The organism is Mesosutterella faecium (genome assembly GCF_022809315.2).
In the GTDB taxonomy this organism is placed as follows: domain Bacteria; phylum Pseudomonadota; class Gammaproteobacteria; order Burkholderiales; family Burkholderiaceae_F; genus Mesosutterella; species Mesosutterella faecium.
Genome location: NZ_JAKZJU020000001.1, coordinates 974079 through 1000133 on the forward strand (window position 1 = coordinate 974079; position 26055 = coordinate 1000133).

Genomic DNA, 26055 nt, shown 5'->3' on the forward strand with positions numbered 1-26055 from the left:
CATGGCGCTGACTTGGAAGGACGCGCAGGCCGTGGCCGAAGAGCTTTGCGATCGCAATCCCGGGCTGGATCCCACGACGCTGCGCTTTACCGAACTCCACGACATGGTCATGAAGCTGCCGGATTTCAGGGACGACCCGGAAAAAAGCAGCGAGCGCATTCTGGAGGCCATCCTGCAGGCCTGGTTGGACGAGCGGGACTGAGAGAGGGACAAAAAGCCCGGGGCTGGGGCCCCGCGCTCTTGACCCGCAGCTTTTCCTTCAGGAGAAAACCGCGCCTGCGCGCGGTTTTCTATTTGCAGGGCGGGTTGAAAAATCTTTAAACTCGACACATTAAGCGAAGGGTCCGCGCATCGCGCTCAGTTCCGCGGCCCGTGTCGAAATCAAAAGGACAATTCCATGCCGTTTAATCTCAGAAACCGCAGCCTGCTCAGCCTCTGCCACCATACGCCTGAAGAAATCCGCTTCCTTGTGGATCTTGCCGAAGATCTGAAGAAAGCAAAGAGGGCGGGGACCGAGACGCAGAGGCTGCGCGGCCGCAATATTGCGCTTATTTTTGAGAAGACCTCCACGCGCACCCGCAGCGCCTTTGAGGTGGCCGCCGCCGACCAGGGGGCACACACAACGTTTTTTGACCCGTCTTCCTCCCAGTTCGGGCACAAGGAGAGCGTCAAGGATTCCGCACGCGTCCTGGGGCAGATTTTCGATGCCATCGAGTATCGGGGCTTCGCCCAGTCCACGGTCGAAGAGCTCGCCCGCTACGCCGGCGTGCCGGTCTTCAACGGGCTCACCGACCAATGGCATCCGACGCAGATGCTCTGCGACCTTCTGACGATGCGCGAGGCCTCCGCGGGCCGCCCCTTCCATGCGATCAGCTTTGCCTACATGGGGGATGCCCGCTTCAATACCGGCAATTCCCTGCTGATGATCGGCGCGAAAATGGGGATGGACGTCCGCATCGGCGCCCCGAAGGCTTACTGGCCGGCAGAAAACATCATTGAAATGTGCAGGGGCTTCGCGAAGGAGTCGGGGGCGAGGATCACTCTCACGGAAGATCCTGAGGAGGCCGTCCGCGGCGTCGATTTCATCCACACCGACATCTGGGTGTCCATGGGAGAGCCTGCGGAGGCCTGGGACAGGAGGATCCATGACCTCAGGCCCTACCAGGTGAACGCCGCTTTGATGGCGGCCTCGGGCAACCCGCAGGTGAAGTTCATGCACTGCCTGCCCGCGTACCACAACGCGGAGACGAAGGTCGGGCAGGCGGTCATCAAGTCCCATCCGGATCTGGCCGGGGGGATTGAGGTGACGGACGAGGTGTTCGAGTCGCCCGCCTCCATTGTGTTCCAGCAGGCCGGCAACCGTCTCCACACCATCAAGGCGGCCCTGGTGGCTGCTCTGGCCTGAAGCGGCCGGCCGGAGGGCTGAAAAGGAAAGCGCCTCCAGAAGGGGATTCCTCTGGAGGCGCTTGTCTTCCGGGCCGTGCTTTTCCGAGCGCTTTCGTTCAGACAAGAGGCCTGTAGAAGCCTTCCGGCAGCTTTTTCCCTGTCTTCGCAGCCAGCCAGAAAAGGGCCGTGAGCGCGGCCTCCTGAGTGACCAGGCCGCGGGCGATAAGCTCGGCCATGGCGTCTGCCGTGAGAAGTTCGCTTGAATCGACCTCGCCGTCCAGGTTATGGGGGAGCGCCTCCGGGGAAAGCTCCGCGAGATAGCAGTAGGAGGCTTCCCGCAGCCAGCCGTTTTCCGTGGGCCTGGAGCTGAAGAAGCGGAAAGAGGGGGTCAGCCGGAAGTCTTTTCCCTCCTCGAGTCCGGCCTCCTCGTGCGCTTCGCGCCGCATGGCCTGCAGCGGCTGCTCGCCTGCGGCGACCATGCCTGCGGCGAGGTTGTCCCAGCGGCCGGGATTGATCGCCTTGTCCAGCGCCCTCCGGGAGGTCCATATGCGCCCGTCGGGGGTGACGCCGTTCATATGGACGGCAAGCGTCGTGAGCCCCAGAAGCCTGAAGGCGCTGCGCTCGAGGACGGCAAGGCGCGGGCTGCCCTCGCAGGCGCGGACTTCCAGCAGCTCCCCGCGCCAGGCTCTGATGCGGCCCTGGTCCCGCAGAAGGACGGCGGCCGAGGCAAGCGCCTCCGTCCGCGCATTCTCATCCATCCCCTCGTCGTGCAGCACCAGGCCTGCGCCGTCGTCAAGGGAAAAGCCTTCGGCGTGCTCTGCGATCAGCCGCGCGTCTTCGGGAGAGGCCGATCCGCAGCGGATTCCGCCGATCAGGAAAGGCGTCCGCGAGGGGTCGAGCGGCGTGCGCGCGATCTTCGAGTACTTGCTGAAGGACTTTCCGATCCGCCATTTGGTATCGGTCATGATCCGGACCTCACCGGCCGATCCCAAGCCCCGTTTCAGGGCGCATCTGCGGGAACAGGAGCACGTCGCGGATGCTCGGGGCGTCGGTCAGCAGCATGACTAGGCGGTCGATGCCCACGCCGCAGCCGGAAGTGGGGGCAAGCCCGTATTCAAGCGCTCGAATGTAGTCCGCGTCGTAGTACATGGCCTCATCGTCCCCCTTCGATTTGGCTTCGGCCTGGGCCTTGAACCTCGCGGCCTGGTCGTCCGGGTCGTTGAGCTCGGAGAATCCGTTGGCGTGCTCGCGGCCGACGATATAAAGCTCGAAGCGCTCGCAGATCGAGGGGTCTTTGTCGGAGGCGCGGGCGAGAGGCGAGACCTCCGTCGGGAAGTCGATGAGGAAGGTCGGCTGGATCAGCTTTTCCTCGGCCACCAGGTCGAACATCGCCATCAGCAGGGTCCCGCGCCCGGCGAAGTCAGGCTGCGGATTGCCGCGGCGCGCGAGTTCGGCGCGCATGAACTTCTCGTCGTCGAGCTGCGCCTCGGTGTAATCCGAATACTTCATGATCGCCTGCTTCGGAGTCAGGCGGTCAAAGGGCTTGGAGAGATCCACTGTGGCGCCCTGGTACTGGACGACGGCCGAGCCGGTCGCCTGGATGGCGGCATAGCGCAGCAGCTCTTCGGTAAAATCCATCTGGATACGGTAGTCCCAGTAGGTCGCGTACCACTCAATGGTGGTGAACTCGGGATTGTGGCGGACGTCCATGCCCTCGTTGCGGAAGCAGCGGTTCATGTCGTAAACGCGCTCGAAGCCGCCCACTACAAGCCGTTTCAGGTAGAGCTCGGGTGCGATGCGCATGTACAGGTCGATGTCAAGCGCGTTGTGGTGCGTGATGAAGGGCTTTGCGTTGGCGCCGCCCGGAATCGGGTGCAGCATGGGCGTCTCGACTTCCATGAAGCGGTTTTTCGCCATGAAGTCGCGGATGGCCGCGATGATCTTGGAGCGGGTGATGAAGCGCCGGCGGGAGACTTCGTTGGTCATGAGGTCGACGTAGCGCTGGCGGTAGATCAGCTCCGGATCGGTGATTCCCTTGTGCTTGTCGGGCAGCGGCCGGATGGACTTGGTCAGCAGGCGCAGCGTTTCAACATGGATCGAGAGCTCCCCGGTTTTGGTCTTGAAGAGATAGCCCGTCGTTCCGACGATGTCGCCCGCGTCCCAGGTCTTGAAATTCTTGTAGGCTTCCTCCCCGAGGGCGTCGCGGGTCACGAAGAACTGCATGTCGCCGGTCATGTCGTGGACCGTGAGGAACGAGACCTTGCCCATGACGCGCTTGAGCATGATGCGCCCGGCGGCCTGAACTTCGATTCTGTCGCCGGCCTCAAACTCCTCGCGGGTCCTGGAGCCGTACTTTTCGCGCAGGTCGCCGAAATAGTCCTTGCGGCGGAAGTCGTTGGGATAGGCGACGCCCGCGTCCCGGAGGGCCTGCAGCTTCGCGCGCCGTTCGGCGATGATGTGATTTTCCTCAGCGGCGGCGTCAGGCGCCGGCTGAGAGTTTTTTCCCTGTTTGTTTTCTGTCATTTGCTTTCCAGTCCGGGCGCGCGGCTGGCGCGCGCCCTTGAAAAAGTCATACGCCCTGCTTGAGGCTCGCCTCGATGAAGCCGTCAAGGTCGCCGTTGAGCACGGCCGTGGTGTTGGTGTTCTCGACTCCGGTCCTCAGGTCCTTCACCCGGCTCTGGTCGAGCACGTAGGAGCGGATCTGGTGGCCCCAGCCGATGTCGTCCTTCGCGTCCTCGAGCTTCTGCTGCTCGGCGCGGCGCTTCTGCATCTCGTACTCGTAGAGCTTGGCGCGCAGCTGCTGCATGGCCCGGTCCTTGTTCTGGTGCTGCGAGCGCTCGTCCTGGCACTCGGTCACGATGCCGGTCGGCAGGTGCGTGATGCGGACGGCCGACTCGGTCTTCTGAATGTGCTGCCCGCCGGCGCCCGAGGAGCGGTAGACGTCGATGCGCAGGTCCGCCGGGTTGATTTCGATCTCGATGGAATCGTCCACCTCGGGGTAGACATACACGGAAGCAAAGGAAGTGTGCCGCCTCGCGTTGGAATCAAAGGGGCTTTTGCGCACGAGGCGGTGGATGCCGGTCTCCGTGCGAAGCGTTCCGTAAGCCCAGTCGCCCTGCACGTAGATGGAGCAGTTCTTGATGCCAGCCACGTCGCCTTCGGTCTCGCTGTTGAGCTTGACGGTGAAGCCCTTGGACTCGGTGTACTTCAGGTACATGCGCTCCAGCATCGAGGACCAGTCCTGAGCCTCGGTTCCGCCCGCACCCGCCTGAATTTCCAGATAGCAGTTGGCGGAGTCCATCGGCTGGTTGAACATGCGCTTGAACTCGAGCTTTTCGACCTGGGAGCGGATCCTGTCCACGTCCTGACCGATGCTTTCAACCGCCGGCCAGTCTTCCTCGGCGGTCGACATTTCAAAAAGCTCCCGGGAATCGCGGATGCCGGTTTCAAGCTTGTTGAAGGTGAGGACCGTGTCCTCGAGAAGCTTTTTTTCGCGGGTGATCTTTTCCGCGTGCTTGGGATCGTCCCAGAGGTTGGGATTTTCGATTTCCCGGTTCAGTTCCTCGAGACGCCGGGTTTTCCGGTCGATGTCAAAGATACCCCCTGAGACCTTTCAGGCGGTCTCCAAGATCGGCAATTCCATGCTCGATCTGATTGAGCTGTTCGGCTTCCATGTATGGCTCCAGCTGGGAAAAAAGAGAAAACCTACATTATAAAGGAGAAGGCGCGATGGAGCGGCCCGCCCGGAAACGGGCGGGAAGAAGGCCGCTGCGGCTTCACGCTTCCATGTTTTCAATCAGCAGCTGCAGGGTGCGCCTTCCCTGCCACTCGTTGACATCGGGGCGGAAGGCGAGCCTCGCGGTTTCCGGCAGAAGCTCTCCGTGCCGGAAGAACACGGCCTCGAGGGTCTGCCCCCCGGTCTCCACGAGGGCCCGGAGATGTTCGCCGCCGCGCAGGAGCTGCTGATGGACGACATGGAAAGTGTTGGCGAAAAGCGGCGCCTCGAAGTTCTGCCCCCACACGATCGAGTCGATCTCGTGGATCAGCCGGAAGGTGAATTCCTCGGGCGAAAGCGCGCCGTCGACGAGGATCTCCTGCGTGAAGGTGTCCGGGCCGGCCGCCGCCCTCACGGTTTCCTCGAAGGCCTCGGAAAAGTCTTCGAGCGCCTCCTTCCGGATGGTGAGCCCGGCCGCGAGCGCATGGCCGCCGAATTTGAGGAGCATGCCCGGCCGGGCCGAGTTCACGCTCTCAAGGGCGTCCCGCAGCTGCAGGCCCGGCACGGAGCGCCCGGAGCCGCGCAGCAGCCCTTCGCCCACGTCCGCGAAGGCGATCACGGGGCGGTTGACCTGCTCCTTGATGCGGCTGGAGATCAGCCCGACCAGGCCCTGGTGCCAGTTTTTGTGGTAGAGCACCAGGGACTTTCTGGAGCCGAGGGCCATGTGCTCGAGCAGCTCCTGGGCCTCGGCCTGCATCCCCTGCTCGATGTCCTTGCGCTGCTGGTTGATGGCCTCGAGCCGCTGGGCGTGCCCCATGGCGGAGTCCGGTCCGGAGAGCAGGCATTCGATGCCGATGTCCATGCTCGAGATGCGCCCGGCCGCGTTGATCCGGGGCGCGAGCGCGAATCCCAGGTCCTTCACCGACAGGGTTGACAGCGGCCGCCGGCTCTGGGTGGCGAGGGAGAAAAGCGCGCCGAGGCCCGCGCTGCCCCGGCCCGCCCGGAGCCTGCGGATGCCCTGCGCGACGAGAATCCTGTTGTTGCGGTCGAGGGGAACCACGTCGGCCACGGTTCCGAGGGCGACCAGATCAAGCAGCGAGGCGAGGTTGGGCTCCGGACGGCCGCTGAAGAACCCCCGGCTGCGCAGTTCGCTGCGAAGCGCGATCAGGACGTAGAAGAACACGCCCACGCCCGCCAGGTTTCTCAGGAGCGGGCAGCCGAGGCTGCCCGGGGCGCTGGGGTTCACGAAGCAGTCCGCCTCCGGCAGCTCCCGGCCCGTCAGATGGTGGTCGGTGATGATCACGCGGATTCCGAGCTCGCGGCAGCGCGCGACGCCTTCAAAGCTCGTGGTGCCGTTGTCGACCGTGACGATGAGGTCGGGTCTGCCGTTTTCCTCGCAGAGGGTGTCGACCACCACGGGCGACAGGCCGTAGCCCATGTCAAGGCGCCTCGGGACGAAGTAGCAGAGGCGGCTGGGGCTGAAGCCCATCATGGTGAGCCCCCGCAGGGCCACCGTACAGGCGGTGGCACCGTCGCAGTCGTAGTCTCCGACGACGGCCACCCGGTCGCCCCTCGTGAGCGCGTCGGCGAGGAGCTGGGCGGCGCGCCCGGCGCCCGGCAGGCTTTTGGGCGAGACAAGCGCGGAGAAGGCCGTGTCCATGTCGCTTCTGCTGATCACGTTGCGGCCGGCCAGGGCCTGGGCGACGGGGCGGGAGTAGCCCTCGGCGACCAGGCGGGTGGAAACCGCGGGGTCGTAGGGCCGGGTGATGAAGCGCGTCTTCGTCATGGGGCGGCTCCGTCGGGCGAGGCAGCGGGTTCCGCGATCCAGGCCAGACCGGGGCCGCGGCGGGTGGAAAAGCGTCCGAGCAGCCTGCTGTGCAGGGTTTTCCGCTCCGGGGCGAGGGTGACCGCGCAGCCCCGGCCGCAGGCGACGAAGACTGCCGTTTCGCTGCCTCTGCTGCGGGCGAGGCTGCGAAGCGTCCGGACCTTGTCAAGCGCCCCGGGAAGCGCCCGGCGCCAGGCCTGCCAGTCGGATTGAAGCCACGGCTGCCAGAGATCGCTCACCACGGCGATGACGTCGCCCGGGGGCGCGTCCGCGGGCCAGGCGAGAGCGCTGGCCGGGGCCGTGTATTCCTTCAGGATCCCGGCCTCGCGCGCCCAGCTCAGCAGCACCGGCTCGTCGGAAAGGACGGCGCGAACTTTCGTGGGCGGATAAAAGCGGACCGCTCTCCCGCCGCCTGAGATCCAGGCGAAATCCGGGGCGGGCAGGCCGGCTGCCCGGCGGCGCTGCGAGACCTGCGTGCCGGCGAGCGCTTCACCGCAGGCCTTCATCAGGGCGAGAGCCTCCCCGCGGTCGCCCGCGAGGGCCTCCTCGTCATCGGCCGCAAAGCCTTCCTGACAGCGCCAGGGCCTGGCGACCACCGCCCAGTCCTGCTTTCTCGTTGCGTACCACTCGGCGTCCCAGAGCTGAAGCACAAAGCCTGATTTTTCAAGCACGGCCCGCAGGGCGGGAGAGCACTGCTCCACCTCCCGGGGGGTGAGGGGCGAGCCGCCGAGGCCCGCGGTGCGTCCGTCCTGCAGCCTGCAGGGCGTGACGGACCAGACCTCGCCCGCAAGGGCGGGGCCGTTCTCCGCGAGCCATTCGTAGCCCGCGTGGGCCGGCGTGGTCCGGGCGCGCGTCACCGCCGCCCAGAACCAGAGGTGATGGGTGCATCGGGCAAAGGGCAGCAGCAGCCCCTGGGCGAGCCGCTGCGGCGCCGACGCCCGGCAGTCCCCGAGGAGCTCCTCCAGGCTCTGCCGAGCCCCGGCGTCGAGCGCCTCCGGGACCGCCTCCGGGGGCAGCAGGCCGCCGGGAATGAGAAAGTAAGCATTAGACATGTTGGGCCACATTGTAAAACGGAGTTTCAAATTTTCAGCGCCCGGAGGCCGGGCGATGCTGCGGCCCGCTTACAATCACAGGCGGCACTTATTTCTGGCGCCTGACGGCAGGGCGGCTTGCCCCGCTGCGTCCGGCGCCGCTTCCGGCATGAAAATCTCTCTTCCCTTCGAACTTTTCATCGGTCTGCGCTACACGCGCTCCGGCCGCCGCTCTGGCCGCCGCGACCGCTTCGTCTCATTTATATCGGCCACTTCGATGGCTTCCATCGCCCTGGGCGTGATGGCGCTGATCGTGGTGCTTTCGGTCATGAACGGCTTCCAGACGCAGGTGCGCGACCGGATGCTGTCCGTCATTCCGCACATCCAGATCACCCGCGTCGGCGGCCCGGTCGAGGACTGGAGGGCGCTCGCCGCCGCCGCGATGAAGAATCCCGGGGTGACGGGGGCGGCCCCCTACGTGAACGGCCAGGGCCTCGTCTCCAACGGGGGCGTCGTCACGGGCGTGATGATTCAGGGCATAGACCCGGCGCAGGAGCCGCGGGCGAGCGAGGTCGCCTCGACGATGCCGGCCTCCACCCTCGCAAGCCTCTCGCCCGGCAGCTTCCACGTGGTGCTGGGGTCGGTGCTTGCCGCCCGGCTCGGGGTCTATCCCGGAGACCGCATCGCGCTGGTGGTCCCCGAGGGAACGATGACGCCCGCGGGCCTGATTCCGAGGGCCCGCACGATGACCGTGTCCGGGGTTTTCTCCGCCGGCCACTACGAGTACGACTCCTCGATGGTGTTCCTCAACATCGAGGACGCCGCGGCGCTGCTGCGCACCGGCGGCCCCATGGGCGTGCGGGTCCAGACCCGGGACATGAACCGGGCCCCGCAGATCGCCCGGGAGCTCATCGAGTCGCTGCCGCCGGGCTACGCGGCCCGGGACTGGTCGGTGGAGAACAAGACCTGGTTTGCGGCCGTGCAGGTTGAAAAGCGGATGATGTCCATCATTCTTTTCCTCATTGTCCTCGTGGGCGCCTTCGGACTTGTCTCCACGCTGGTGATGACCGTGACCGAGAAGCAGTCCGACATTGCCATTTTGCGCACCCAGGGCGCCTCCCCGGGCTCCATCATGGCCATTTTCATGGTGCAGGGCGCTGTGATCGGCGTCATCGGCGTGGCCGCCGGCGTGGCGCTCGGCCTGCTTGTCGCCTGCAACCTCTCCTCCATCGTGTCGGCGATCGAGGCCATTTTCCATGTGGAGTTTCTTCCGCAGTCGATCTATCTGATCAATACCATGCCCTCGGAGCCCCGGGCAGGGGACATCGTCCCCATCGCCCTGTGCTCCCTCGCGCTGTCCCTGGCCGCCACGGTTTACCCCAGCTGGCGCGCCTCGAAGCTCAACCCGGCGGAGGCCCTGCGCTATGAATGACGAAGTGACGATGAGGCGGGACGGCGCCGCCATCGAGGTTTCGGGACTGCAGAAGTCGTACCGAGAGGGCGCGCGGACGACCCCGGTGCTGCGCGGCGTGACCTTCCGGGTCGAGCGGGGCGAGACGGTGGCGGTCGTGGGCGCATCGGGCGCCGGGAAGTCGACGCTGCTGCACTGCCTGGGCGGGCTCGATGAGGCCGACGCGGGCAGGATTCTCATCGACGGGGTGGACATCCTCCACATGTCGGAGAAAAAGCGCGGGGAGCTGCGCAACCGCAGGCTGGGCTTCGTGTATCAGTTCCACCACCTCCTGCCGGAATTCACGGCGCTTGAAAATGCGGCGATGCCGCTGCTTATCCGGCGCGAGAGCCGCGAGCTGGCCGAAAAGGCCGCCGCGGAGGTGCTCGCGGAGGTGGGGCTGGCCGGGCGCGCGGAGCATTTCCCCTCGGAGCTCTCGGGCGGGGAGCGCCAGCGGGTCGCCATCGCGCGGGCGATCGTGACGCGGCCGGCCTGCGTGCTGGCCGACGAGCCGACCGGCAACCTCGACCAGGAGACGGCCCGCCAGATCTGGGATCTTTTCCTGAAGCTCGCCCGCGAGAGGGAGGCGGCCATCGTGATCGTGACCCATGACCTGGAGCTTGCCGCGCGCTGCGACCGGGTGCTCGCGCTGGAGGACGGCCGGCTGAGGCAGCGGAGCCCCGCGTCATGAGGCTGATCGACACGCACTGCCACCTGCAGTCGGAGCGCTTCGACGGGGACCGCGCCAGCCTGGTCTCGGAGGCCCGCCGCAGGGGGGTGGTCTCGGGGCTCATCGCGGGCGGCGGCCCTTCCGACTGGGCCGACTGCGCGAGGCTCGCCCGCTGCTTCGGCTGGGCGGCGGGCTTCGGAGTGCACCCGCTTGCCGTTCCGGAAACGCCCGAGGAAGCCCTCGCGGAGCTCCGCGCCGCGCTCGGGCGCGAGAGGGCCGATCCCGACTCGCCCGTGATCGCGGTGGCCGAAATCGGGCTCGACCTCTACGGGGAGCGCGCCCATTTCGATCGGGACGAGTACTTCTTCGCCGAGCAGCTGCGGATCGCCCGCGACTTCGCGCTGCCGGTGTCGGTGCACGCGCGGCGCGCCGCCGACCAGGTGGCGAAGTGGCTGCGGCGCATTGAGGTGCCCGGCGGCGTGATCCACGCCTTCAACGGCTCGAAGGAGCAGGCTGAAGCCTTTCTCAGGCTTGGCTTCCGGCTGGGATTCGGAGGCGCCATGACCTACGCGGGCAGCCGGCGGATACGGCGCCTCGCCGCCAGCCTGCCGCTTTCTTCGATCGTCCTTGAAACGGACTGCCCGGACATGCCTTCCTCGGCCAGGCGCGACGCGGGCTGCCTGAGGACGGAGCCCGCCGATCTCGCCGGCTACCTGGAGGTCCTTGCGGAGCTGCGGGGCATCCCCGCGCAGGAGCTGGCCGGGCCGCTTTTCGAGAACGCGCTTGACAGCTTCCCGGGCCTGCGCTCCATTTTGGAGCGGCAGGGGCGGACCGCCGGCCAGCCCCCCGGCCGTTTGGAGTTACACTGCTGAAAATTCTTTTTTCCGGGCGAGGGCCCGGTTCCGTGCTATGACTGAATACACCAAGGAAAACAGCGCGCTTGTTGCTGTGATCGGGCTCGACCAGCCCGGCATCGTCGCCTCTGTGTCCTCCGCGCTGACGCGGCTCAACTGCAACATCGAGGAGATGACGCAGTCGACGCTCCATGACCAGTTTTCAGGCATTTACCTGGTCAACAAGCCCGACGGGCTCACCAACGAACAGATGAAGCAGGAAATCGAAAAGGGGCTGGAGCGCAGGCACTTCAGGCTCTCGCTGGTGATCCGGGACTACGAGCAGCTGCCCCGCGAGAGCGTTCCCGAGTCCGACCCGTTCGTTGTCACGATCTGGGGCAAGGACGGCAACGACATCGTTTCCACGTTCTCGCGGATGATGAGCGAGCAGCGGATCAACATCCACGACCTGCGCGCGAAGCCCCTTGGCAACGGCGAGTCAGTGCAGATCTTCGAGGTGGCGGTGCCCAAGAGCGTCGACGTGAGGGTGCTGCACCGCGTGATGTCCGATCGGGCGGCCGCCATGGGGCTCACCCTCACGATGCAGCACCGCCGGATCTTCGACGCGATGCATCACGTGGACATCTGCTGAGCGCAGCCCCGCCGGGCTCTTCCTTTTTCTAAGAAGGGAACACGAATGATTTCAGAAAGCGAAATTCTCTCGACCATCAACATGACCCGCACGGAGCACCTCGACGTGCGCACCGTGACGCTGGGCATCAGCCTGTTTGACTGCGCGAGCACGGACCTTGACACCTTCTCCTACCGGCTCCGCTCGAAGATCTCCCGCTACGCGAAGCGCCTTGTCGAGACCTGCAACATGGTGGGCGACCGCTACGGCATCCCGGTGGTGAACAAGCGCATCTCCGTGTCTCCGATCGGCACGGTCTGCTCGTCCTTCACGCGCGACCAGATGGCGGCGGTCTGCCGCGAGCTTGACGCGGCCGCCAAGGAGGTGGGGGTGGATTTCGTCGGAGGCTTCGGCGCCCTGGTCGAAAAGGGCATCACCCCCGGCGAGCGCAACCTGATTGACGCGCTGCCCGAGGCGCTTGCGACCTCCGACCGGGTCTGCTCGTCGATCAACGTGGGCTCGACCAAGGCGGGCATCAACATGGATGCCGTCGCCCTCATGGGGCAGCGCGTGATCGACGTCGCGCAGGCCACCGCGGACCGCGACGGGCTTGGCGCGGCCAAGCTCGTCGTCTTCTGCAACATCCCCCAGGACGTGCCCTTCATGGCCGGCGCCTATCTGGGCGTGGGCGAGCCCGACGTCGTGATCGACGTCGGCGTGTCCGGGCCCGGAGTGGTGAAGAAGGCGCTCGACCGGCTGATGCAGGACAAGGCCGCGGGCCGCCGCGTCACCGTCGACGATGTGGCCGAAACGATCAAGTACACGGCCTTCAAGGTGACCCGCGTGGGCGAGATCATCGGCCGCGACGTGGCTGCGGCGCTGAACATCCCGTTCGGCGTGGCCGACCTTTCGCTCGCCCCGACGCCCGCCGTGGGCGACTCCGTGGGCGAGATCTTCCAGGCCCTCGGGCTGTCTTCCATCGGCGCGCCCGGCACCACGGCGATCCTTGCGATGCTCAACGACGCGGTGAAGAAGGGCGGCGTCTTCGCCTCCTCGCATGTCGGCGGCTTGTCCGGCGCCTTCATCCCCGTTTCGGAGGACGCCTCCATCGAGGCGGCGGCCCGCTCCGGCGCCCTGTCCTTTGAGAAGCTCGAGGCGATGACCTCCGTGTGCTCGGTGGGGCTCGACATGATCGCGATCCCGGGCGACACGACGGCGGCCACGGTGGCCGGCATCATCGCCGACGAGGCCGCGATCGGCATGATCAACAACAAGGCCACGGCGGTGCGCGTCATTCCGGTGCCGGGAAAGACCGTGGGCGACAAGGCTGTGTTCGGAGGCCTGCTGGGCGAGGCCGCCGTGATCCGCGTGCCGGGCGGCGAGTCCTCGAAGTTCATGGCCCTGGGCGGCCGGATTCCCGCCCCGATCCACAGCCTGAAGAACTAAAGGCGCGGGCCCTCCTGCGCGAAGCCGCGGGGCGCCGCCGCGCGGCTTCGGGAAGGGCGCCCCCTTAAGGCTTTGGGGGAGGGTAAACTAGGCCCCTGAGATTGAGTCTTTTGTCTTAATGCTTTGATCCTATACTGGGCAGGTGCAGCTGCGCTATGACGAATGAAAACGACCAGCCTCTGGTGCGCATCATCGATGACGATCCCGGAGTGCGGCAGTCCACCGCGTTTCTTCTCGAGGCCGCAGGCTTCCAGACCGCCTGCTTCGCGGGGGCCGAGGAATTCCTGGGCCAGGGCGACGCCTCCAGGCCCGGCTGCCTGCTTCTGGATGCGCGGATGCCGGGCATGACGGGGCTCGAGCTGCAGGATGCTCTTCAGGAGCGCGGCATCGCGCTGCCGGTGATCTTCATCACCGGCCACGGCGACGTGGACATGGCCGTGCACGTGCTCAAGCAGGGCGCCGTCGACTTCCTGCAGAAGCCCGTCGACGCGGCCCGGCTGATCTCCGTCACCCGCGCGGCCGTCGAGCGCTCGGTCGCGGCCCGGCAGCAGGAGCGCCGGGTGAGCGCGGAGCGCGAAGCCTACGGCACGCTCACCGACCGTGAAAAAGAGGTGGTGAGGCTCGTCGCCCAGGGGCTGCAGAACAAGGAGATCGCGCAGCGGCTCGCGATCGCAGAGAAAACCGTGAAGGTGCACCGCGGCTCGGCCTGCCGGAAGCTCTCGGTGCGCAACGGCGTCGACATCGCCGCGCTGCTCGCCCGCATCGGCGTGAGCTGAAAAGCCGCCGCGCCGGGTCCCTCCTGCGGAATTGTCTATACTGCACTGAAGGCCTTCTGACTGCGCGCGCCTGCCCGGCCCGGGCCCCGCGCTTTCTTCAGAAGCGCCTGCTTTTTTTCAGCGGTTCGGTGAACACAGATGGAAGCTTCAGAGACAAAGGAAACGGCCAGGCCCGTGAACTGGCAGCTCGCCCGCTCGATGGTGGAGCCGATCTACGAGGGCCAGGTTCTTGAGACCGGCGAGCCGAGGCTCGCCCATGCCGACGGCATGGCGGCCATCCTGCGGGGAATCCGCGACGACGACGAGCTGCTTGCGGCGGCCTATCTCTATTCGGTGCAGGTCTTTCTCAAGAACTCCGACGAGTGGATAGAGAAGTCCTTCGGGACGCGGGTGCTCGGGCTGTGCCGCCAGCTGCAGGGCCTGATCCGGCTTTCCGTGCAGGCGCGCTCGAAGAACAAGGAGGCGAACGCCGCCTCCCAGCCCGAGAAGCTGCGCCGGATGCTGCTGGCGATGTGCGGGGACCTGCGCGTGGTGCTGCTGCGGCTGGCCAGCCGCCTGCAGACGCTGCGCTGGTTCGCCATGCACCCGAACCCCGAGGCCGAGATCTACGGCGCGGAGACGCTGCAGCTGTACTCGCCGCTCGCAAACCGCCTGGGCATCTGGCAGCTGAAGTGGGAGCTCGAGGACCTGTCGCTGCGCTTCACGAGGCCGGAGGTCTACGAGAGCATCGTGAAGAAGCTGGACGCGACGCGCAGCCAGCGCATCGCCTTCGTCCAGGACTGCGTGCGCAAGATCCGCGCGCTGCTTGAGAAAAGGGGGATCCGCGCGGAGGTGTCGGGCCGCTCCAAGCACATCTACTCGATCTGGCTCAAGATGGAGCGCAAGCACCTGCCCTTCGAGCGGCTCTTCGACCTGAGGGCGCTGCGCATCATCGTCGACACCGTCGCGCAGTGCTACGAGGTGCTGTCGATCATCAACGAGTCCTTCAGCGCCATCTCCTCCGAGTACGACGACTACATCGCCCACCCGAAGCCGAACGGCTACCGCTCGCTGCACACCGTCGTGCGGGCGAGCAACGGGCTGCCCGTCGAGATCCAGATCAGGACCCGGGAGATGCACGAGTTCGCGGAGCTCGGCTTTGCGGCGCACTGGCGCTACAAGGAGGCGGGCAACTCCCTCGGGGTGAACAGCGCCGAGGAGCAGAAGGTGGTGTGGCTGCGGCAGCTGCTCGCCTGGCACTCCGACGTGGAGCCTCCGAAGGCTCCGGGCGTCGAGGACGAGCACGTCTATGCGCTCACGCCGATGGGCAGGGTCGTGGAGCTTGACGCCGGCAGCACGCCGGTCGACTTCGCCTACATGGTCCACACGCAGCTCGGGCACCGCTGCCGGGGCGCGAAGGTGAACGGCGCGATGGTGCCGCTCACGCACAGGATCCGCACGGGCGACACGGTGGAGATCATTGCGGCGAAGTCCGGCGGCCCCTCGCGCGACTGGATGAACCCGGAGCTCGGGTTCGCGGCGATGCCGCGCACGCGCGGCAAGGTGAGGGCCTGGTTCAACGCGCAGCAGCTCCAGGAGCAGATCGAGCGCGGCCGCGACAAGCTCGACCGGGAGCTCGCGCGGCTCGGCCGCAGCACGTTCAAGCTCGAGCTGCTCGCGAAAACGCTCGGCTTCGAGTCCGTGGAGGATCTCTGCACGACCTTCGACAAGGGCGAGATCTCGACCCGGGCGATCGAAGCGGCGGTGGCGCCGCCCTCCGAGAAGAAGGCCGAGGAGGCGCCCGAGCCGCCCCTGCGCTCCCTGCAGGCGAAGCCCCGCGGGCGCGGCTCGGGCGGCGTGCTCGTGGTGGGGGTGGACTCGCTGCTCACGCAGCTGGCCCGCTGCTGCCACCCGGTGCCTCCCGACGAGATCGTGGGCTTTGTGAGCCGCGGCCGCGGCGTCGTGGTGCACCGGGCCGACTGCCCGAACCTCAAGAACCTGATGGAGCACTCGCGCGAGAGGCTGATCGACGTCTCCTGGGGAAAGCCCCCCGAGGATGCGGTCTATCCCCTCGAGATCCTGGTGCTCGCGCGCGACAGGATCGGGCTCATCAAGGACGTGACCGACATCTTCATCCGCCTCAAGATCAACATCACGCACGTCAACACCCAGACGGTGAAGAACGTCGCCCGGCTGCGCTTCGGGCTCGAGGTGCCGGGCACGGCGCTGCTGCACCAGGCCCTCAAGGAGATTCTCGGGGTGAAGGGCGTGATATCGGCCAGGCGCTGCTGAGCGGAGGAGAAAGGTTAGTGATATCCCTTAAAAAGACGTTTTTTGATGCCCGGACTTGCTTTTTTCTTCCGAATCCGTACAATTAAAAACCTCTCAGGCACGTAGCTCAGCTGGTTAGAGCATCACCTTGACATGGTGGGGGTCGTTGGTTCGAGTCCAATCGTGCCTACCAATATTTATTCTGGGAGCTGCTGCGGTGTTCGACTGCATTGTATTTGGTCAAACTACCCTGACTCGTTTCTAACGGGGCGAGTCACACAGCAGTTCCTTAGCTTAAAAAAGTGCGGCTCAGCCCGCACTTTTTTTTTACCGATAAGGCTCGCCGGCAACACTGGTGGGGAATGGGGAGTTCCAGATGATCGAAATTACACTGCCTGACGGATCCAAACGCCAGTACGAGGGAGCGCAGACGGTCGCCCAGATCGCTGCGTCGATTGGCGCGGGACTGGCCCGCGCGGCGATTGCGGGACGAGTGGACGGACAGCTCGTCGATCTGTCCACGCCGGTCGACCACAGCGCCGCGGTTTCCATCGTGACCGCGTCCGACGAAGACGGGCTGCAGATTATCCGGCATTCGACGGCGCACCTGATGGCTCAGGCCGTCAAGCAGCTCTATCCCTCCGTGCAGGTGACGATCGGGCCGGCGATTGAAAACGGCTTTTACTACGACTTCTCCTCGAAGAAGCCCTTCACGCAGGAGGATCTCGCGGCGATCGAGCAGCGCATGGACGAGATCGTCAGGCAGGATCTGCCGATCACCCGCCGCGAGGTGAGCCGCGAGGAGGCCGTGAAGTTCTTCGAGTCCGAGGGCGAGCACTACAAGGTCGAGCTCGTGCGGGCCATTCCCGAGGGCGAGAAGATCACGCTCTACACGCAGGGCGACTTCACCGACCTGTGCCGCGGCCCCCACGTCCCGAGCACGGGCTGCCTCAAGGTGCACAAGCTGATGAAGGTGGCCGGCGCGTACTGGCGCGGCGACTCGAAAAACGAGATGCTGCAGCGCATTTACGGCACGGCCTTTGCGACCCGCGAGCAGCTTAAGAACTACCTGCACATGCTCGAGGAGGCCGGCCGCCGCGACCACCGCAAGCTCGGCAAGACGATGGATCTCTTCCACCTCCAGGAAGAGGCCCCGGGCATGATCTTCTGGCACGCCCGCGGCTGGGCCCTCTGGCAGGTGATCGAGCAGTACATGCGCGGCGTCTACCGCGACAACGGCTACCAGGAGGTGAAGGCCCCGCAGCTGCTCGACCGTTCCCTCTGGGAGCGCTCCGGGCACTGGGCGAAGTACCGCTCCAACATGTTCACCACCGAGAGCGAGAACCGCATCTACGCCCTGAAGCCCATGAACTGCCCGGGCCACATCCAGATCTTCAAGAACGCCGTGCGCTCCTACCGCGACCTGCCGATCCGCTACGGCGAGTTCGGCCAGTGCCACCGCAACGAGCCCTCGGGCTCCCTGCACGGGCTGATGCGCGTGCGCGGCTTCACGCAGGACGACGGCCACATTTTCTGCACGGAAGACCAGATTCTTTCGGAGTGCGTGCACTTCACCTCCCTCGTGCAGAAGGTCTACAAGGACTTCGGCTTCAGCGACATCGAATACTTCATCGCGACGCGCCCTGAGATGAGAATCGGCGAGGACGCGGTCTGGGACAAGGCCGAAAAGGCGCTGATGGAAGCGCTCGACAGCGCGGGCGTGGCCTACAAGATCCTGCCCGGCGAGGGCGCGTTCTACGGCCCGAAGGTTGAGTACCACCTGAAGGACTGCCTCGGCCGCTCCTGGCAGTGCGGCACGGTGCAGGTCGACTTCCAGATGCCCGGAAGGCTGGGCGCCGAGTACGTGGACTCCGACGACTCGAGGAAGGTGCCCGTGATGCTGCACCGCGCGATCCTGGGCTCGCTCGAGCGCTGGATCGGCATGCTACTCGAGCACTACGCGGGCGCGCTGCCCACGTGGCTTGCGCCGGTTCAGGCGGCCGTCGCCTCGATCACCGACGCGCAGGCCTCCTACGCGCATGAAGTCTACGAAAAACTCTTCGCTGCGGGTTATCGAGTAGAAGAGGATTTGCGCAGCGAGAAGATAAACTATAAAATCCGTGAGCTTAGCCAGGTGAAGATTCCTTACATCCTCGTGGTCGGGGACAAGGAGCGCCAGGCGGGTACGGTTTCCGTCCGCGAAAGGGGCGGCAAGAACCTGGGCGCTATGAGCCTCGAGCAGTTCCTGAAGATGCTGGAGTCGCAGGTCGCCGCAAAGTCGAACATTGAGGTCGCCAAGTGATACTGAATAGGGCAACAATCCCTGCAAAAGATAAAGAGCCGCGCGGGCACCGCGTGAACCGCGAGATCCGCATTCCGGAAGTCCGCGTGACGCTGCCCGACGGATCGAGCCAGATTATGGCGACGGCCGAGGCGCTGCGCATGGCCGAGGACATGGGAGTCGACCTGGTCGAGGTCGCTCCCAAGGCCCGTCCCCCGGTCTGCCGTCTGATCGATTACGGGAAGTTCAAGTATCAGGAGCAGAAGCGCGCCCAGGAGGCGAAGGCGAAGCAGAAGGTCACTCAGGTCAAGGAAGTGAAGTTCCGCCCCGCCACCGACGAGAACGACTACCAGACCAAGCTGCGCTCGGTGCGCCGTTTCCTTGAAAACGGCGACAAGGCGAAGATCACGCTGCGCTACCGCGGCCGCGAGATGGCCCACCAGGAGTTCGGCGCGGAGCTGCTCGACCGCGTGACCGCGGACCTTGCCGATGTCGCGCAGGTCGAGAGCCGTCCGAAGCTCGAAGGCCGGCAGATGATCATGGTCCTCGGGCCGAAGAGAAAGAAGTGACCCGCCGGGGCGGGTCCCGCAGCGCGGGGCCGCCCCCTGGCCGGCAAAGCAATTCAGCAGTACCTCCGGGACCTGGCCGGCAATGGGCCGGGCGCGGAGTTTTTAAAAGAAGTGACTCGGGGCCGTCAAGCCTTTCCCGCCCTTTAAGGGAAAGCGCCCTTGAGCCATGCAAAAAAGAGGTAACGGCAAATGCCGAAGATGAAAACCAAGCGGGCCGCCGCGAAGCGCTTCAAGCTTCGCTCCGGCGGTTCCATCAAGTTTGGACACTCGACCAAGCGTCATATCCTGTCTCACCGCACGACGAAGAACAAGCGTCATCTGCGCGGCATGGTGACTGTTGCGAAGTGCAATGAGCTCAACGTCAAGCGCATGCTTGCGATCGCTTCCTGATCTGGATAGGAGAAAAAAAGATGCCTCGAGTCAAGCGTGGTGTAACTGCCCGTGCCCGTCATAAGAAGCTGCTTGCCCTCTCCAAGGGCTACAGCCTCCGCGCGAATAACGTTTTCCGCGTCGCGAAGGAAGCCGTCATGCGCGGCGCCCAGTACGCCTACCGCGACCGCCGTGCGAAGAAGCGCGTCTTCCGCCGCCTGTGGATCGCCCGCATCAATGCGGCCACCCGTGCGAACGGACTGACCTACAGCTGCTTCATCAACGGCCTCCACAAGGCCAATATCTGCCTGGACCGCAAGGTGCTCGCCGACATGGCCGTGTTCGACAAGGAAGCCTTCGCCGCCCTGGTTGAAAAAGCTAAAGCAGCTCGCGCCGCCTGATCGGGCTTTTCGGAGCCCGCGTCAGAGCGTCGCGGCGGGGAGTGCGGAGCGGCCGGCTTTTGCGTGCCGCGTCCCGCAGCTTCCCCGGCTTTAAAAAGGGCGGCCCCGGTTTTCTGAGGCCGCCCTTTTTTTCATCAATGCCCTGAAGAGGGCCGCGTCAACCCATTTCGGAAAAAATGCGGGCCGCGCAAGGCGGGCGCGGCGTCAGGCGCTTTTTTCCCGAAGCGGGCCGCAGCAGGCCCCGCAGAGTTTTTTTCCGTCCTGGAATGGAAGAAAAATGCAAGATTTATCCAAACTGATAGAACAGGCCAGGCAGGCCTTCGAAGAGGCGACGCAGTCGGCCGCCCTCGAAGACGCCAAGGCGAAGTTCCTCGGCAAGACCGGCGAACTCACTGTGATGATGAAGGGCCTCCGCGAGCTCGCGGCCGACGAGCGCCGGCAGGCGGGCGCGAAGATCAACGAGGCGAAGAAGGCCGTGGAGGCGGCGCTCAACGAGCGCCGCGAGGCCCTCGCCCGGGCGGCCCTCGAGCAGAAGCTGTCTGCCGAGGCGATTGACGTGACGCTGCCGGGCCGGGTCTCGGCCGCGGGCGGCATCCACCCGGTGATCAGGACGTGGATCAGGATCGAGGAGATCTTCCGCTCCATCGGATTTGACGTGGCCTCGGGCCCGGAAATCGAAAACGACTGGTACACGTTCACCGCCCTCAACAACCCGCCGAATCATCCGGCCCGCTCCATGCAGGATACCTTCTACGTGGACCTGAAGGACGAGAACGGACTGCCGCTGCCGCTGCGGCCCCACACCTCCCCCATGCAGGTGCGCTATTCGCGCACGCACCGTCCTCCCATCAAGGTGATTGCCCCGGGCCGCACCTACAGGGTCGACTCCGACGCGACGCACTCGCCGATGTTCCATCAGGTCGAGGGCCTGTGGGTGGGCGACAGCGTGAGCTTCGCCGACCTGAAGGGCGTCTACTCGATGTTCCTGCGCCGGTTCTTTGAAACCGACGACCTCGTCGTGCGCTTCCGCCCGAGCTACTTCCCGTTCACTGAGCCCTCGGTCGAGGTGGACATGATGTTCACGACCGGAGCGCGCCGCGGCAAGTGGCTCGAGATCTCCGGCGCGGGCGAGGTTCACCCGAACGTGATCCGCAACTACGGCCTCGACCCTGAGAAATACTGCGGCTTTGCCTTCGGCTCGGGCCTGGAGCGGCTCACGATGCTGCGCTACGGCATCGACGACCTGCGCCTGTTCTTCGAAGGCGACCTGCGGTTCCTGAGGCAGTTCAACGAGTAAGGGGAGAGGAAGGGAAAATGCTGTTTTCTGAAAATTGGCTGCGTACCTACGTCAATCCCGCGATCAGCACCGCGGAGCTTCTCGACGCGCTCACGATGCACGGGCTGGAGGTCGAGGAGTCCCGGCCCGCGGCGCCCGCCTTCTCGGGCGTCGTGGTCGCGAAGGTGCTGGAGTGCGTCCCGCACGAGAATTCCGACCACCTGCACGTCTGCCAGGTGGACGCCGGCACGGGCGAGCCCCTGCAGATCGTCTGCGGAGCCCCCAACGTCAAGGCCGGAGTGAAGGTTCCCTGCGCCCTGGTGGGCGCCGTCCTGCCCGGCGATTTCAGGATCAAGAAGGCGAAGCTGCGCGGCGTGGCCTCGAACGGCATGCTCTGCTCGGCCCGCGAGCTCGGGGTCTCCGAGGACCACACCGGGCTGTGGATCCTGCCCGACGACGCCCCGGTGGGAAAGGACATCCGCGCCTACGCGCATCTCGACGACACCGTGGTGGACCTCAACGTGACGCCCAACCGCGGCGATGCGCTCTCCCTGATCGGCATCGCCCGCGAGGTTCACGCCATCACCGGCGCGCCGCTGTCGCTGCCGGCCTTCACGCCGGTCGAGCCGAACTGCGGCGAGCAGTTCCCGATTCACATCGAGGCCAAGGACCTCTGCGCCCGCTATGCGGGCCGGGTGATCCGCGGCCTCAACCCGAACGCGCGCACGCCCGACTGGATGCGCGAGCGCCTCGAGCGGCTCGGCCAGCGCTGCATCTCGCCGCTGGTCGACATCAGCAACTACGTCATGTTCGAGCTCGGGCGCCCGACGCACTTCTTCGACCTCGACCGGCTCTCGGGCGGGATCACGGTGCGCTGGGGCCGCGAGGGCGAGAGCCTCGAGCTGCTCAACGACCGCACGGTGGCCCTGTCACCTTATTTCGGCGTGATCGCCGATGACCGCGGCCCGCAGGCGCTGGCCGGCATCATGGGCGGCAAGGCCGGATCGATCGGGCCGGAGACGACCTCGCTGTTCATCGAGAGCGCCTTCTTCCGCCGCAGCGCGATCCAGGGCCGCGCGCGCAGGCTCAATTTCTCGACCGACGCCTCCTTCCGCTTCGAGCGCGGCGTCGACTACGGCTCCGTGGCCGAGCACCTCGAATACATCACGAAGCTCGTGCTCGACATCTGCGGCACCTCCGAAACGAAGGTGGGCCCGGTCCTCGACGTGCAGCAGGACATGCCCCGCCCGCCGGTGGTGAAGATGAGGGCGCAGCGCTGCAGGAAGCTGGTCGGGGTGGACATTCCGACCGACTTCATGGAGCAGGCCTTCCGGCGCCTGGGCTTCGAGTACAGCCGCGACGGGGAGCTCTTCAGCGTCGTCTCCCCGACCTACCGCTTCGACATTGAGATCGAGGAAGACCTCGTCGAGGAGGTGGCGCGGCTCTGGGGCTACGGGCGCCTGCCGGAGAATCCCCCGCTCGAGCGCGCCGTGATGCTGCCCGAGCGCGAGGAGCGCCGCAGCGGCCACGACCTGCGCCGCGGCCTTGCGGCCCGCGGCTACCAGGAGCTCGTGAACTTCTCCTTCGTGGAGGAGCGCTGGGAGCGCGACTTCGCCGGCAACAGCAGTCCGATCCGCCTTCTCAACCCGATCGCCTCGCAGCTGTCGGTGATGCGCACCCAGCTGCTGGGCGGCCTGGTGTCCGTGCTGGGCTACAACCTCAACCGCAAGGCCGACCGGGTCAGGGTCTTCGAGCTCGGGCGCGTGTTTTTCCGCGACCCGTCGGTCGAGCCCTCCGACACTTCGGTCAAGGGCGTGCGCCAGCCCGAGCACCTCGCGGCGCTCGCCTATGGGGACGCGGCCTCCCTGCAGTGGGGCGAAAAGGCCCGCAGGGTCGATTTCTTCGACCTCAAGGGCGACCTTGAGGCGATCGCCTTCCCGCTTAAGCTCAGCTTTGTGCCCGAGGCCTTCCCCGCGCTGCACCCCGGGCGCAGCGCCGGAGTCTATCTCGACGGCCGCCGCATCGGCATGATCGGCGAGCTGCACCCGAAGCTGCAGCAGGCCTACGACCTGCCGCTCGCCCCGGTCGTTTTCGAGGTGGAGGCCGAGCCGCTGCTTGCGGTGCCGGTGCCGCAGTACAGGCCGGTGTCGAAGTTCCAGCCGCAGCTGCGCGACATTTCGGTGCTCGTGCCCCGGGCGGTGACTCTGAGCCAGATCTACGGCACGGTCGAGGCCGCGCGCGCCTGCGACCCCTGCCTGGCGGGCCTGGCCGACTTCAGGCTCTTCGATGTGTACCGTCCGAAGGACGCGCCTCAGGCCGACAAGTCGATGGCCTTCCGCATTGTGCTGGAGTCCTTCGGCGAGAATCCGCTCTCGGAGTCCGAGACGGAGAAGGCGGTGCAGGCCATTGTCTCGAGCCTTGCTAAACTGAACATCAAACTGCGCGAGTAAAAGGTAGCAGAGAAATGAGCATTAAAGACAACAAGCCTGAAGCCCAGGTCGGCGCCACCATGACCAAGGCGGATCTCGTGGACGTCCTGTTTGACCGCATGGGCCTCTCCAAGCGCGAGGCGAAGCTTCTCGTCGACGTGTTTTTCGACGAGATCCGCACCCGTCTTGAGATGGGAAGCGCCGTGAAGCTGTCGGGCTTCGGCAACTTCCAGCTCCGCGACAAGTCCCAGCGGCCCGGCCGCAATCCAAAGACCGGCCAGGACATCGCCATCACCGCCCGCCGCGTCGTGACCTTCCACGCCTCGGCGAAGCTGCGCGAAGCGGTGCTCGCCGGCTGCCCGGCCAGATCGGGCGACTGATCCAGGCCGCCGCGCCCGTAAAATCAGGCAGAGCCTGCGCTTTGGCGGGGCCCTGCCTTTTCTTTTTTTGCGATTACAATCACCAATCAACAGGAGAAGGACCAAGGAATGGCTGAGAGAAAAACTGAAGATCTTCCGCCGATTCCCGACAAACGCTTCTTTACGATTGGGGAGGCGGCGGAGCTTGTCGGCGTCGCGACTTCCGTGCTCCGCTTCTGGGAGGAAGAGTTCAAGCAGCTCTCCCCGGGCCGCCACGGCTCGCGCCGCCGCTATGAGCGCAAGGACATCCTGAAGGCCCGGGAGATCCGCGAGCTGCTCTACGACAAGGGCTTCACGCTTGCGGGTGCGAAGAAATGCCTCAAGCGCAAAAAAACGGATCAGAAGGCCAAGGCGGCCGCGGGAAAGGGAGTTCTGGAGGAACTGGAGGACATCCGGGATTCCATCCGGGACTTTCTTTTATAAAAGTTTTGTGCTATAGTTAGAAGTCGCGGGGTGTGGCGCAGCCTGGTAGCGCACTTGCATGGGGTGCAAGGGGTCGTGAGTTCGAATCCCACCACCCCGACCAAATCCAGGAAAGGAGGCGACGTGAGTTGCCTCCTTTTTCTTTGTCTGCATGCCGGGCCGATGTCCGCCGGCAGGAGAGGCCTGCGAAACGCGCGTGAACAGCCGCCGCCTGCCGCGGGCCCGCGCGGCCTCATTGAATCCCAAATGCCCGCGAACGGATCCCGGACGCATCGGCGCCAGGGCCCGGGGCGGCTTTTTTCGCACTTCCTCGCGTCTTTAGCGAAGCCGGGCTGGCTCCGTTTTTCTGTCCGGCAGGCCGCCGGCCCCAAAAATATCCGACTCAATTACTCAAGTATTTAAAAAAAAGAGTAAGCTTCCCCGAAGCGGTGCGCCGCTCCGGCGGGCATCATTCGGCGGCTTCGGCGGCGCCCCGCACCCGGTTTGCTTTTCACGCAGGACACCCAACATGCAGGAAGAAAATAAAGACAAGACTCCGGCTGCCGGCCAGGACCGGCCGGCCTCCCTGGGCAGATCCCAGACCCGGACCATCATTCTGTGGTTCGCGGCGCTGATTGCCGGCGGCTTTCTCGGCTGGCTTCAGATCGACTGGCTCAATGAGCTGTTCGGCTTCATCGCCACGGTCTTCACGCGGCTGTTCAAGTTCATCGCCGTGCCGGTGATCGCGCTGGCCGTCATCACCACGCTCTCGCAGCTCGGGGCGAAGAAGGAGACGCGGGCGATTTTCGGGCACGCGGTCTTCTACACGCTCGCCACGACCTTTGCGGCCGCCTTCGTCGCGCTGGGGCTCTACATTGCCATCGCCCCGGGCAACATCCCGGCCTCGATCGCCTCGGCCGGGGCCTCTCAGGTGCCGCAGAACCTTGAGAAGCTCTCCTACTACGATCATTTCCTGTCCGTGATCCCGGACAACATTCTGCATCCCTTCCTCGCGGGCAACGTCCTGTCGGTCCTGTTCATTGCCGTGGCCGTCGGCCTGGCTCTCGCCTTCATGCCGAAGACCGAGCCCCGCGCGGCCCTGCTCAAGGTGATCTTCGGGCTGCAGGAGCTTTTGTTCACGCTGATCCGGGCGCTGCTTGCCGTGCTGCCCCTGGGCATCCTTGCGTTCGCGGCCCAGCTTTCGGCCCAGATCGAGGCGGGCGTGATCGTGGGGGCCCTCGGCAAGTACGTGGCCGTGGTGCTGGGCGGCAACCTCCTGCAGTACTTTGTGGTGCTGCCGGCGTTCCTGCTGCTGCGCGGCCTCAGCCCGGTCCGCGTTTACCGCGGCATGGCCCCCGCCATGGCCGTGGCCCTCTTTTCCAAGAGCTCCGCGGGCACGCTGCCCGTGACGCTCGCCTCGGCGGAAAACAACCTGCACCTTGACAAACGCGTGACCCGCTTCGTGCTGCCGATCTGCACAACGATCAACATGAACGGCTGCGCGGCCTTCATTCTCGTCACTTCGCTCTTTCTCATGCAGAACGCCGGGATTCCGATCACGGGCGGCACGATGCTGGTCTGGACGGTGATCGCCGTGATTGCGGCCGTTGGAAACGCCGGGGTGCCGATGGGCTGCTACTTCCTCACCCTCTCGCTCATGGCCTCGCTCAACGTCCCGATTGACCTGATGGGCGTGATCCTGCCGATCTACGCGATCATCGACATGATTGAAACCACCGTGAACGTCACGAGCGACTCGTGCGTCGCGGCCATGACGGACCACGATCTGAAGGGGCGCCTTCCCGCGGAGGGCGGCGCGGCCTGAGAGCCGGGCGCGCTCCCGCGCTTCCCCCAGGAAAGCGAAAACCCCGGCTCCGCTGATGCGGAGCCGGGGTT

Annotated in this window: 23 protein-coding genes and 2 tRNA genes; 20 read left to right on the top strand and 5 right to left on the bottom strand. The window is 65.5% G+C overall.

The genetic code is table 11. From position 1 onward, the window contains the following. Position 1 precedes the first annotated feature (1 nt). Both iscX and MUN46_RS04550 read left to right on the top strand, forming a co-directional pair. Complete coding sequence (gene iscX, locus MUN46_RS04545; RefSeq protein ID WP_243376111.1) at positions 2-202, top strand: Fe-S cluster assembly protein IscX; 201 nt, start codon at positions 2-4, stop codon at positions 200-202. 195 nt (positions 203-397) lie between these two features. After that, positions 398-1405, top strand: coding sequence for an ornithine carbamoyltransferase (locus MUN46_RS04550; RefSeq protein WP_243376112.1), 1008 nt, complete (start codon positions 398-400; stop codon positions 1403-1405). 97 nt (positions 1406-1502) lie between these two features. On the opposite strand, the gene MUN46_RS04555 is transcribed toward MUN46_RS04550, so the two are convergent. The 5 genes from MUN46_RS04555 to MUN46_RS04575 form a co-directional block, all read right to left on the bottom strand. Next, positions 1503-2351: an NUDIX hydrolase gene (locus MUN46_RS04555; RefSeq protein ID WP_243376113.1), complete on the bottom strand. Its 849-nt coding sequence runs from the start codon at positions 2349-2351 to the stop codon at positions 1503-1505. 10 nt (positions 2352-2361) lie between these two features. Next, positions 2362-3909, bottom strand: coding sequence for a lysine--tRNA ligase (lysS, locus tag MUN46_RS04560; protein WP_243376114.1), 1548 nt, complete (start codon positions 3907-3909; stop codon positions 2362-2364). 46 nt (positions 3910-3955) lie between these two features. Further along, a protein-coding gene (gene prfB, locus MUN46_RS04565; protein ID WP_243376115.1) for a peptide chain release factor 2 occupies positions 3956-5060 on the bottom strand; the annotation gives its coding sequence in 2 pieces (ribosomal slippage) (positions 3956-4978 and positions 4980-5060; 1104 coding nt in all). Positions 5061-5162: 102 nt separating this feature from the next. Continuing rightward, on the bottom strand, positions 5163-6887 hold the full coding sequence (gene recJ / locus MUN46_RS04570) for a single-stranded-DNA-specific exonuclease RecJ (RefSeq protein ID WP_243376116.1): 1725 nt from the start codon (positions 6885-6887) through the stop codon (positions 5163-5165). Beyond that, positions 6884-7978: a hypothetical protein gene (locus MUN46_RS04575; protein WP_243376117.1), complete on the bottom strand. Its 1095-nt coding sequence runs from the start codon at positions 7976-7978 to the stop codon at positions 6884-6886. Before MUN46_RS04575 ends, recJ begins: the two co-directional genes overlap by 4 nt. 154 nt (positions 7979-8132) lie before the next feature. On the opposite strand from MUN46_RS04575, the gene MUN46_RS04580 reads away from it, so the two are divergent. The 18 genes from MUN46_RS04580 (at position 8133) to MUN46_RS04665 (ending at position 25984) form a co-directional block, all read left to right on the top strand. Beyond that, positions 8133-9389 (top strand): lipoprotein-releasing ABC transporter permease subunit, encoded by a 1257-nt coding sequence (locus tag MUN46_RS04580; RefSeq protein WP_243376199.1) that lies wholly within the window; start codon positions 8133-8135, stop codon positions 9387-9389. After that, entirely contained in the window at positions 9382-10098 is a 717-nt protein-coding gene (locus MUN46_RS04585) for an ABC transporter ATP-binding protein (RefSeq protein ID WP_243376118.1), read from the top strand. The genes MUN46_RS04580 and MUN46_RS04585 overlap by 8 nt, the downstream gene beginning before the upstream one ends. Further along, positions 10095-10949, top strand: coding sequence for a TatD family hydrolase (locus MUN46_RS04590; RefSeq protein WP_243376119.1), 855 nt, complete (start codon positions 10095-10097; stop codon positions 10947-10949). Before MUN46_RS04585 ends, MUN46_RS04590 begins: the two co-directional genes overlap by 4 nt. Before the next feature lie 37 nt (positions 10950-10986). Continuing rightward, on the top strand, positions 10987-11562 hold the full coding sequence (locus MUN46_RS04595; protein ID WP_243376120.1) for an ACT domain-containing protein: 576 nt from the start codon (positions 10987-10989) through the stop codon (positions 11560-11562). A gap of 45 nt (positions 11563-11607) precedes the next feature. Then, the gene (locus tag MUN46_RS04600) at positions 11608-12987 is read left to right on the top strand and encodes a PFL family protein (protein ID WP_243376121.1); all 1380 of its coding nucleotides are present in this window, start codon (positions 11608-11610) and stop codon (positions 12985-12987) included. 155 nt (positions 12988-13142) lie between these two features. Continuing rightward, positions 13143-13763 carry a response regulator transcription factor gene (locus MUN46_RS04605; protein ID WP_243376122.1) on the top strand — a complete coding sequence of 207 codons (621 nt, stop codon included), beginning with the start codon at positions 13143-13145 and terminating at the stop codon, positions 13761-13763. 138 nt (positions 13764-13901) lie between these two features. After that, positions 13902-16034: a RelA/SpoT family protein gene (locus MUN46_RS04610; protein WP_243376124.1), complete on the top strand. Its 2133-nt coding sequence runs from the start codon at positions 13902-13904 to the stop codon at positions 16032-16034. Between the two features lie 95 nt (positions 16035-16129). After that, positions 16130-16206, top strand: a tRNA-Val gene (locus tag MUN46_RS04615). A gap of 183 nt (positions 16207-16389) precedes the next feature. Then, a complete protein-coding gene (thrS, locus tag MUN46_RS04620) occupies positions 16390-18315 on the top strand; it encodes a threonine--tRNA ligase (RefSeq protein WP_243376125.1) in 1926 nt (641 codons plus the stop codon). Further along, the gene (gene infC, locus MUN46_RS04625) at positions 18315-18863 is read left to right on the top strand and encodes a translation initiation factor IF-3 (protein WP_285230627.1); all 549 of its coding nucleotides are present in this window, start codon (positions 18315-18317) and stop codon (positions 18861-18863) included. Before thrS ends, infC begins: the two co-directional genes overlap by 1 nt. Before the next feature lie 189 nt (positions 18864-19052). After that, positions 19053-19253 (top strand): 50S ribosomal protein L35, encoded by a 201-nt coding sequence (gene rpmI / locus MUN46_RS04630; protein WP_237980155.1) that lies wholly within the window; start codon positions 19053-19055, stop codon positions 19251-19253. A gap of 20 nt (positions 19254-19273) precedes the next feature. Further along, positions 19274-19633 (top strand): 50S ribosomal protein L20, encoded by a 360-nt coding sequence (gene rplT / locus MUN46_RS04635; RefSeq protein ID WP_237980153.1) that lies wholly within the window; start codon positions 19274-19276, stop codon positions 19631-19633. A 277-nt stretch (positions 19634-19910) separates the two neighbouring features. Beyond that, entirely contained in the window at positions 19911-20930 is a 1020-nt protein-coding gene (gene pheS, locus MUN46_RS04640; protein ID WP_243376127.1) for a phenylalanine--tRNA ligase subunit alpha, read from the top strand. A gap of 17 nt (positions 20931-20947) precedes the next feature. Continuing rightward, positions 20948-23359: a phenylalanine--tRNA ligase subunit beta gene (gene pheT / locus MUN46_RS04645; protein WP_243376129.1), complete on the top strand. Its 2412-nt coding sequence runs from the start codon at positions 20948-20950 to the stop codon at positions 23357-23359. Positions 23360-23373: 14 nt separating this feature from the next. After that, positions 23374-23718: an integration host factor subunit alpha gene (locus tag MUN46_RS04650; protein WP_237980147.1), complete on the top strand. Its 345-nt coding sequence runs from the start codon at positions 23374-23376 to the stop codon at positions 23716-23718. A gap of 108 nt (positions 23719-23826) precedes the next feature. Next, a complete protein-coding gene (locus MUN46_RS04655; protein ID WP_243376131.1) occupies positions 23827-24180 on the top strand; it encodes a MerR family transcriptional regulator in 354 nt (117 codons plus the stop codon). A 26-nt stretch (positions 24181-24206) separates the two neighbouring features. Then, positions 24207-24283 (top strand) — tRNA-Pro (locus tag MUN46_RS04660). Between the two features lie 405 nt (positions 24284-24688). Beyond that, positions 24689-25984, top strand: coding sequence for a dicarboxylate/amino acid:cation symporter (locus MUN46_RS04665; RefSeq protein WP_243376133.1), 1296 nt, complete (start codon positions 24689-24691; stop codon positions 25982-25984). The last annotated feature ends 71 nt before the right edge of the window (positions 25985-26055 follow it).

Excerpts from the sequence above, each read along its gene's own strand:
- iscX (WP_243376111.1), top strand. The coding sequence starts at position 2 with ATGGCGCTGACTTGGAAGGACGCGCAGGCCGTGGCCGAAGAGCTTTGC.
- MUN46_RS04550 (WP_243376112.1), top strand. The coding sequence starts at position 398 with ATGCCGTTTAATCTCAGAAACCGCAGCCTGCTCAGCCTCTGCCACCAT.
- MUN46_RS04555 (WP_243376113.1), bottom strand. The coding sequence starts at position 2,351 with ATGACCGATACCAAATGGCGGATCGGAAAGTCCTTCAGCAAGTACTCG.
- lysS (WP_243376114.1), bottom strand. The coding sequence starts at position 3,909 with ATGACAGAAAACAAACAGGGAAAAAACTCTCAGCCGGCGCCTGACGCC.
- recJ (WP_243376116.1), bottom strand. The coding sequence starts at position 6,887 with ATGACGAAGACGCGCTTCATCACCCGGCCCTACGACCCCGCGGTTTCC.
- MUN46_RS04575 (WP_243376117.1), bottom strand. The coding sequence starts at position 7,978 with ATGTCTAATGCTTACTTTCTCATTCCCGGCGGCCTGCTGCCCCCGGAG.
- MUN46_RS04585 (WP_243376118.1), top strand. The coding sequence starts at position 9,382 with ATGAATGACGAAGTGACGATGAGGCGGGACGGCGCCGCCATCGAGGTT.
- MUN46_RS04590 (WP_243376119.1), top strand. The coding sequence starts at position 10,095 with ATGAGGCTGATCGACACGCACTGCCACCTGCAGTCGGAGCGCTTCGAC.
- MUN46_RS04595 (WP_243376120.1), top strand. The coding sequence starts at position 10,987 with ATGACTGAATACACCAAGGAAAACAGCGCGCTTGTTGCTGTGATCGGG.
- MUN46_RS04600 (WP_243376121.1), top strand. The coding sequence starts at position 11,608 with ATGATTTCAGAAAGCGAAATTCTCTCGACCATCAACATGACCCGCACG.
- MUN46_RS04605 (WP_243376122.1), top strand. The coding sequence starts at position 13,143 with ATGACGAATGAAAACGACCAGCCTCTGGTGCGCATCATCGATGACGAT.
- MUN46_RS04610 (WP_243376124.1), top strand. The coding sequence starts at position 13,902 with ATGGAAGCTTCAGAGACAAAGGAAACGGCCAGGCCCGTGAACTGGCAG.
- thrS (WP_243376125.1), top strand. The coding sequence starts at position 16,390 with ATGATCGAAATTACACTGCCTGACGGATCCAAACGCCAGTACGAGGGA.
- rpmI (WP_237980155.1), top strand. The coding sequence starts at position 19,053 with ATGCCGAAGATGAAAACCAAGCGGGCCGCCGCGAAGCGCTTCAAGCTT.
- rplT (WP_237980153.1), top strand. The coding sequence starts at position 19,274 with ATGCCTCGAGTCAAGCGTGGTGTAACTGCCCGTGCCCGTCATAAGAAG.
- pheS (WP_243376127.1), top strand. The coding sequence starts at position 19,911 with ATGCAAGATTTATCCAAACTGATAGAACAGGCCAGGCAGGCCTTCGAA.
- pheT (WP_243376129.1), top strand. The coding sequence starts at position 20,948 with ATGCTGTTTTCTGAAAATTGGCTGCGTACCTACGTCAATCCCGCGATC.
- MUN46_RS04650 (WP_237980147.1), top strand. The coding sequence starts at position 23,374 with ATGAGCATTAAAGACAACAAGCCTGAAGCCCAGGTCGGCGCCACCATG.
- MUN46_RS04655 (WP_243376131.1), top strand. The coding sequence starts at position 23,827 with ATGGCTGAGAGAAAAACTGAAGATCTTCCGCCGATTCCCGACAAACGC.
- MUN46_RS04665 (WP_243376133.1), top strand. The coding sequence starts at position 24,689 with ATGCAGGAAGAAAATAAAGACAAGACTCCGGCTGCCGGCCAGGACCGG.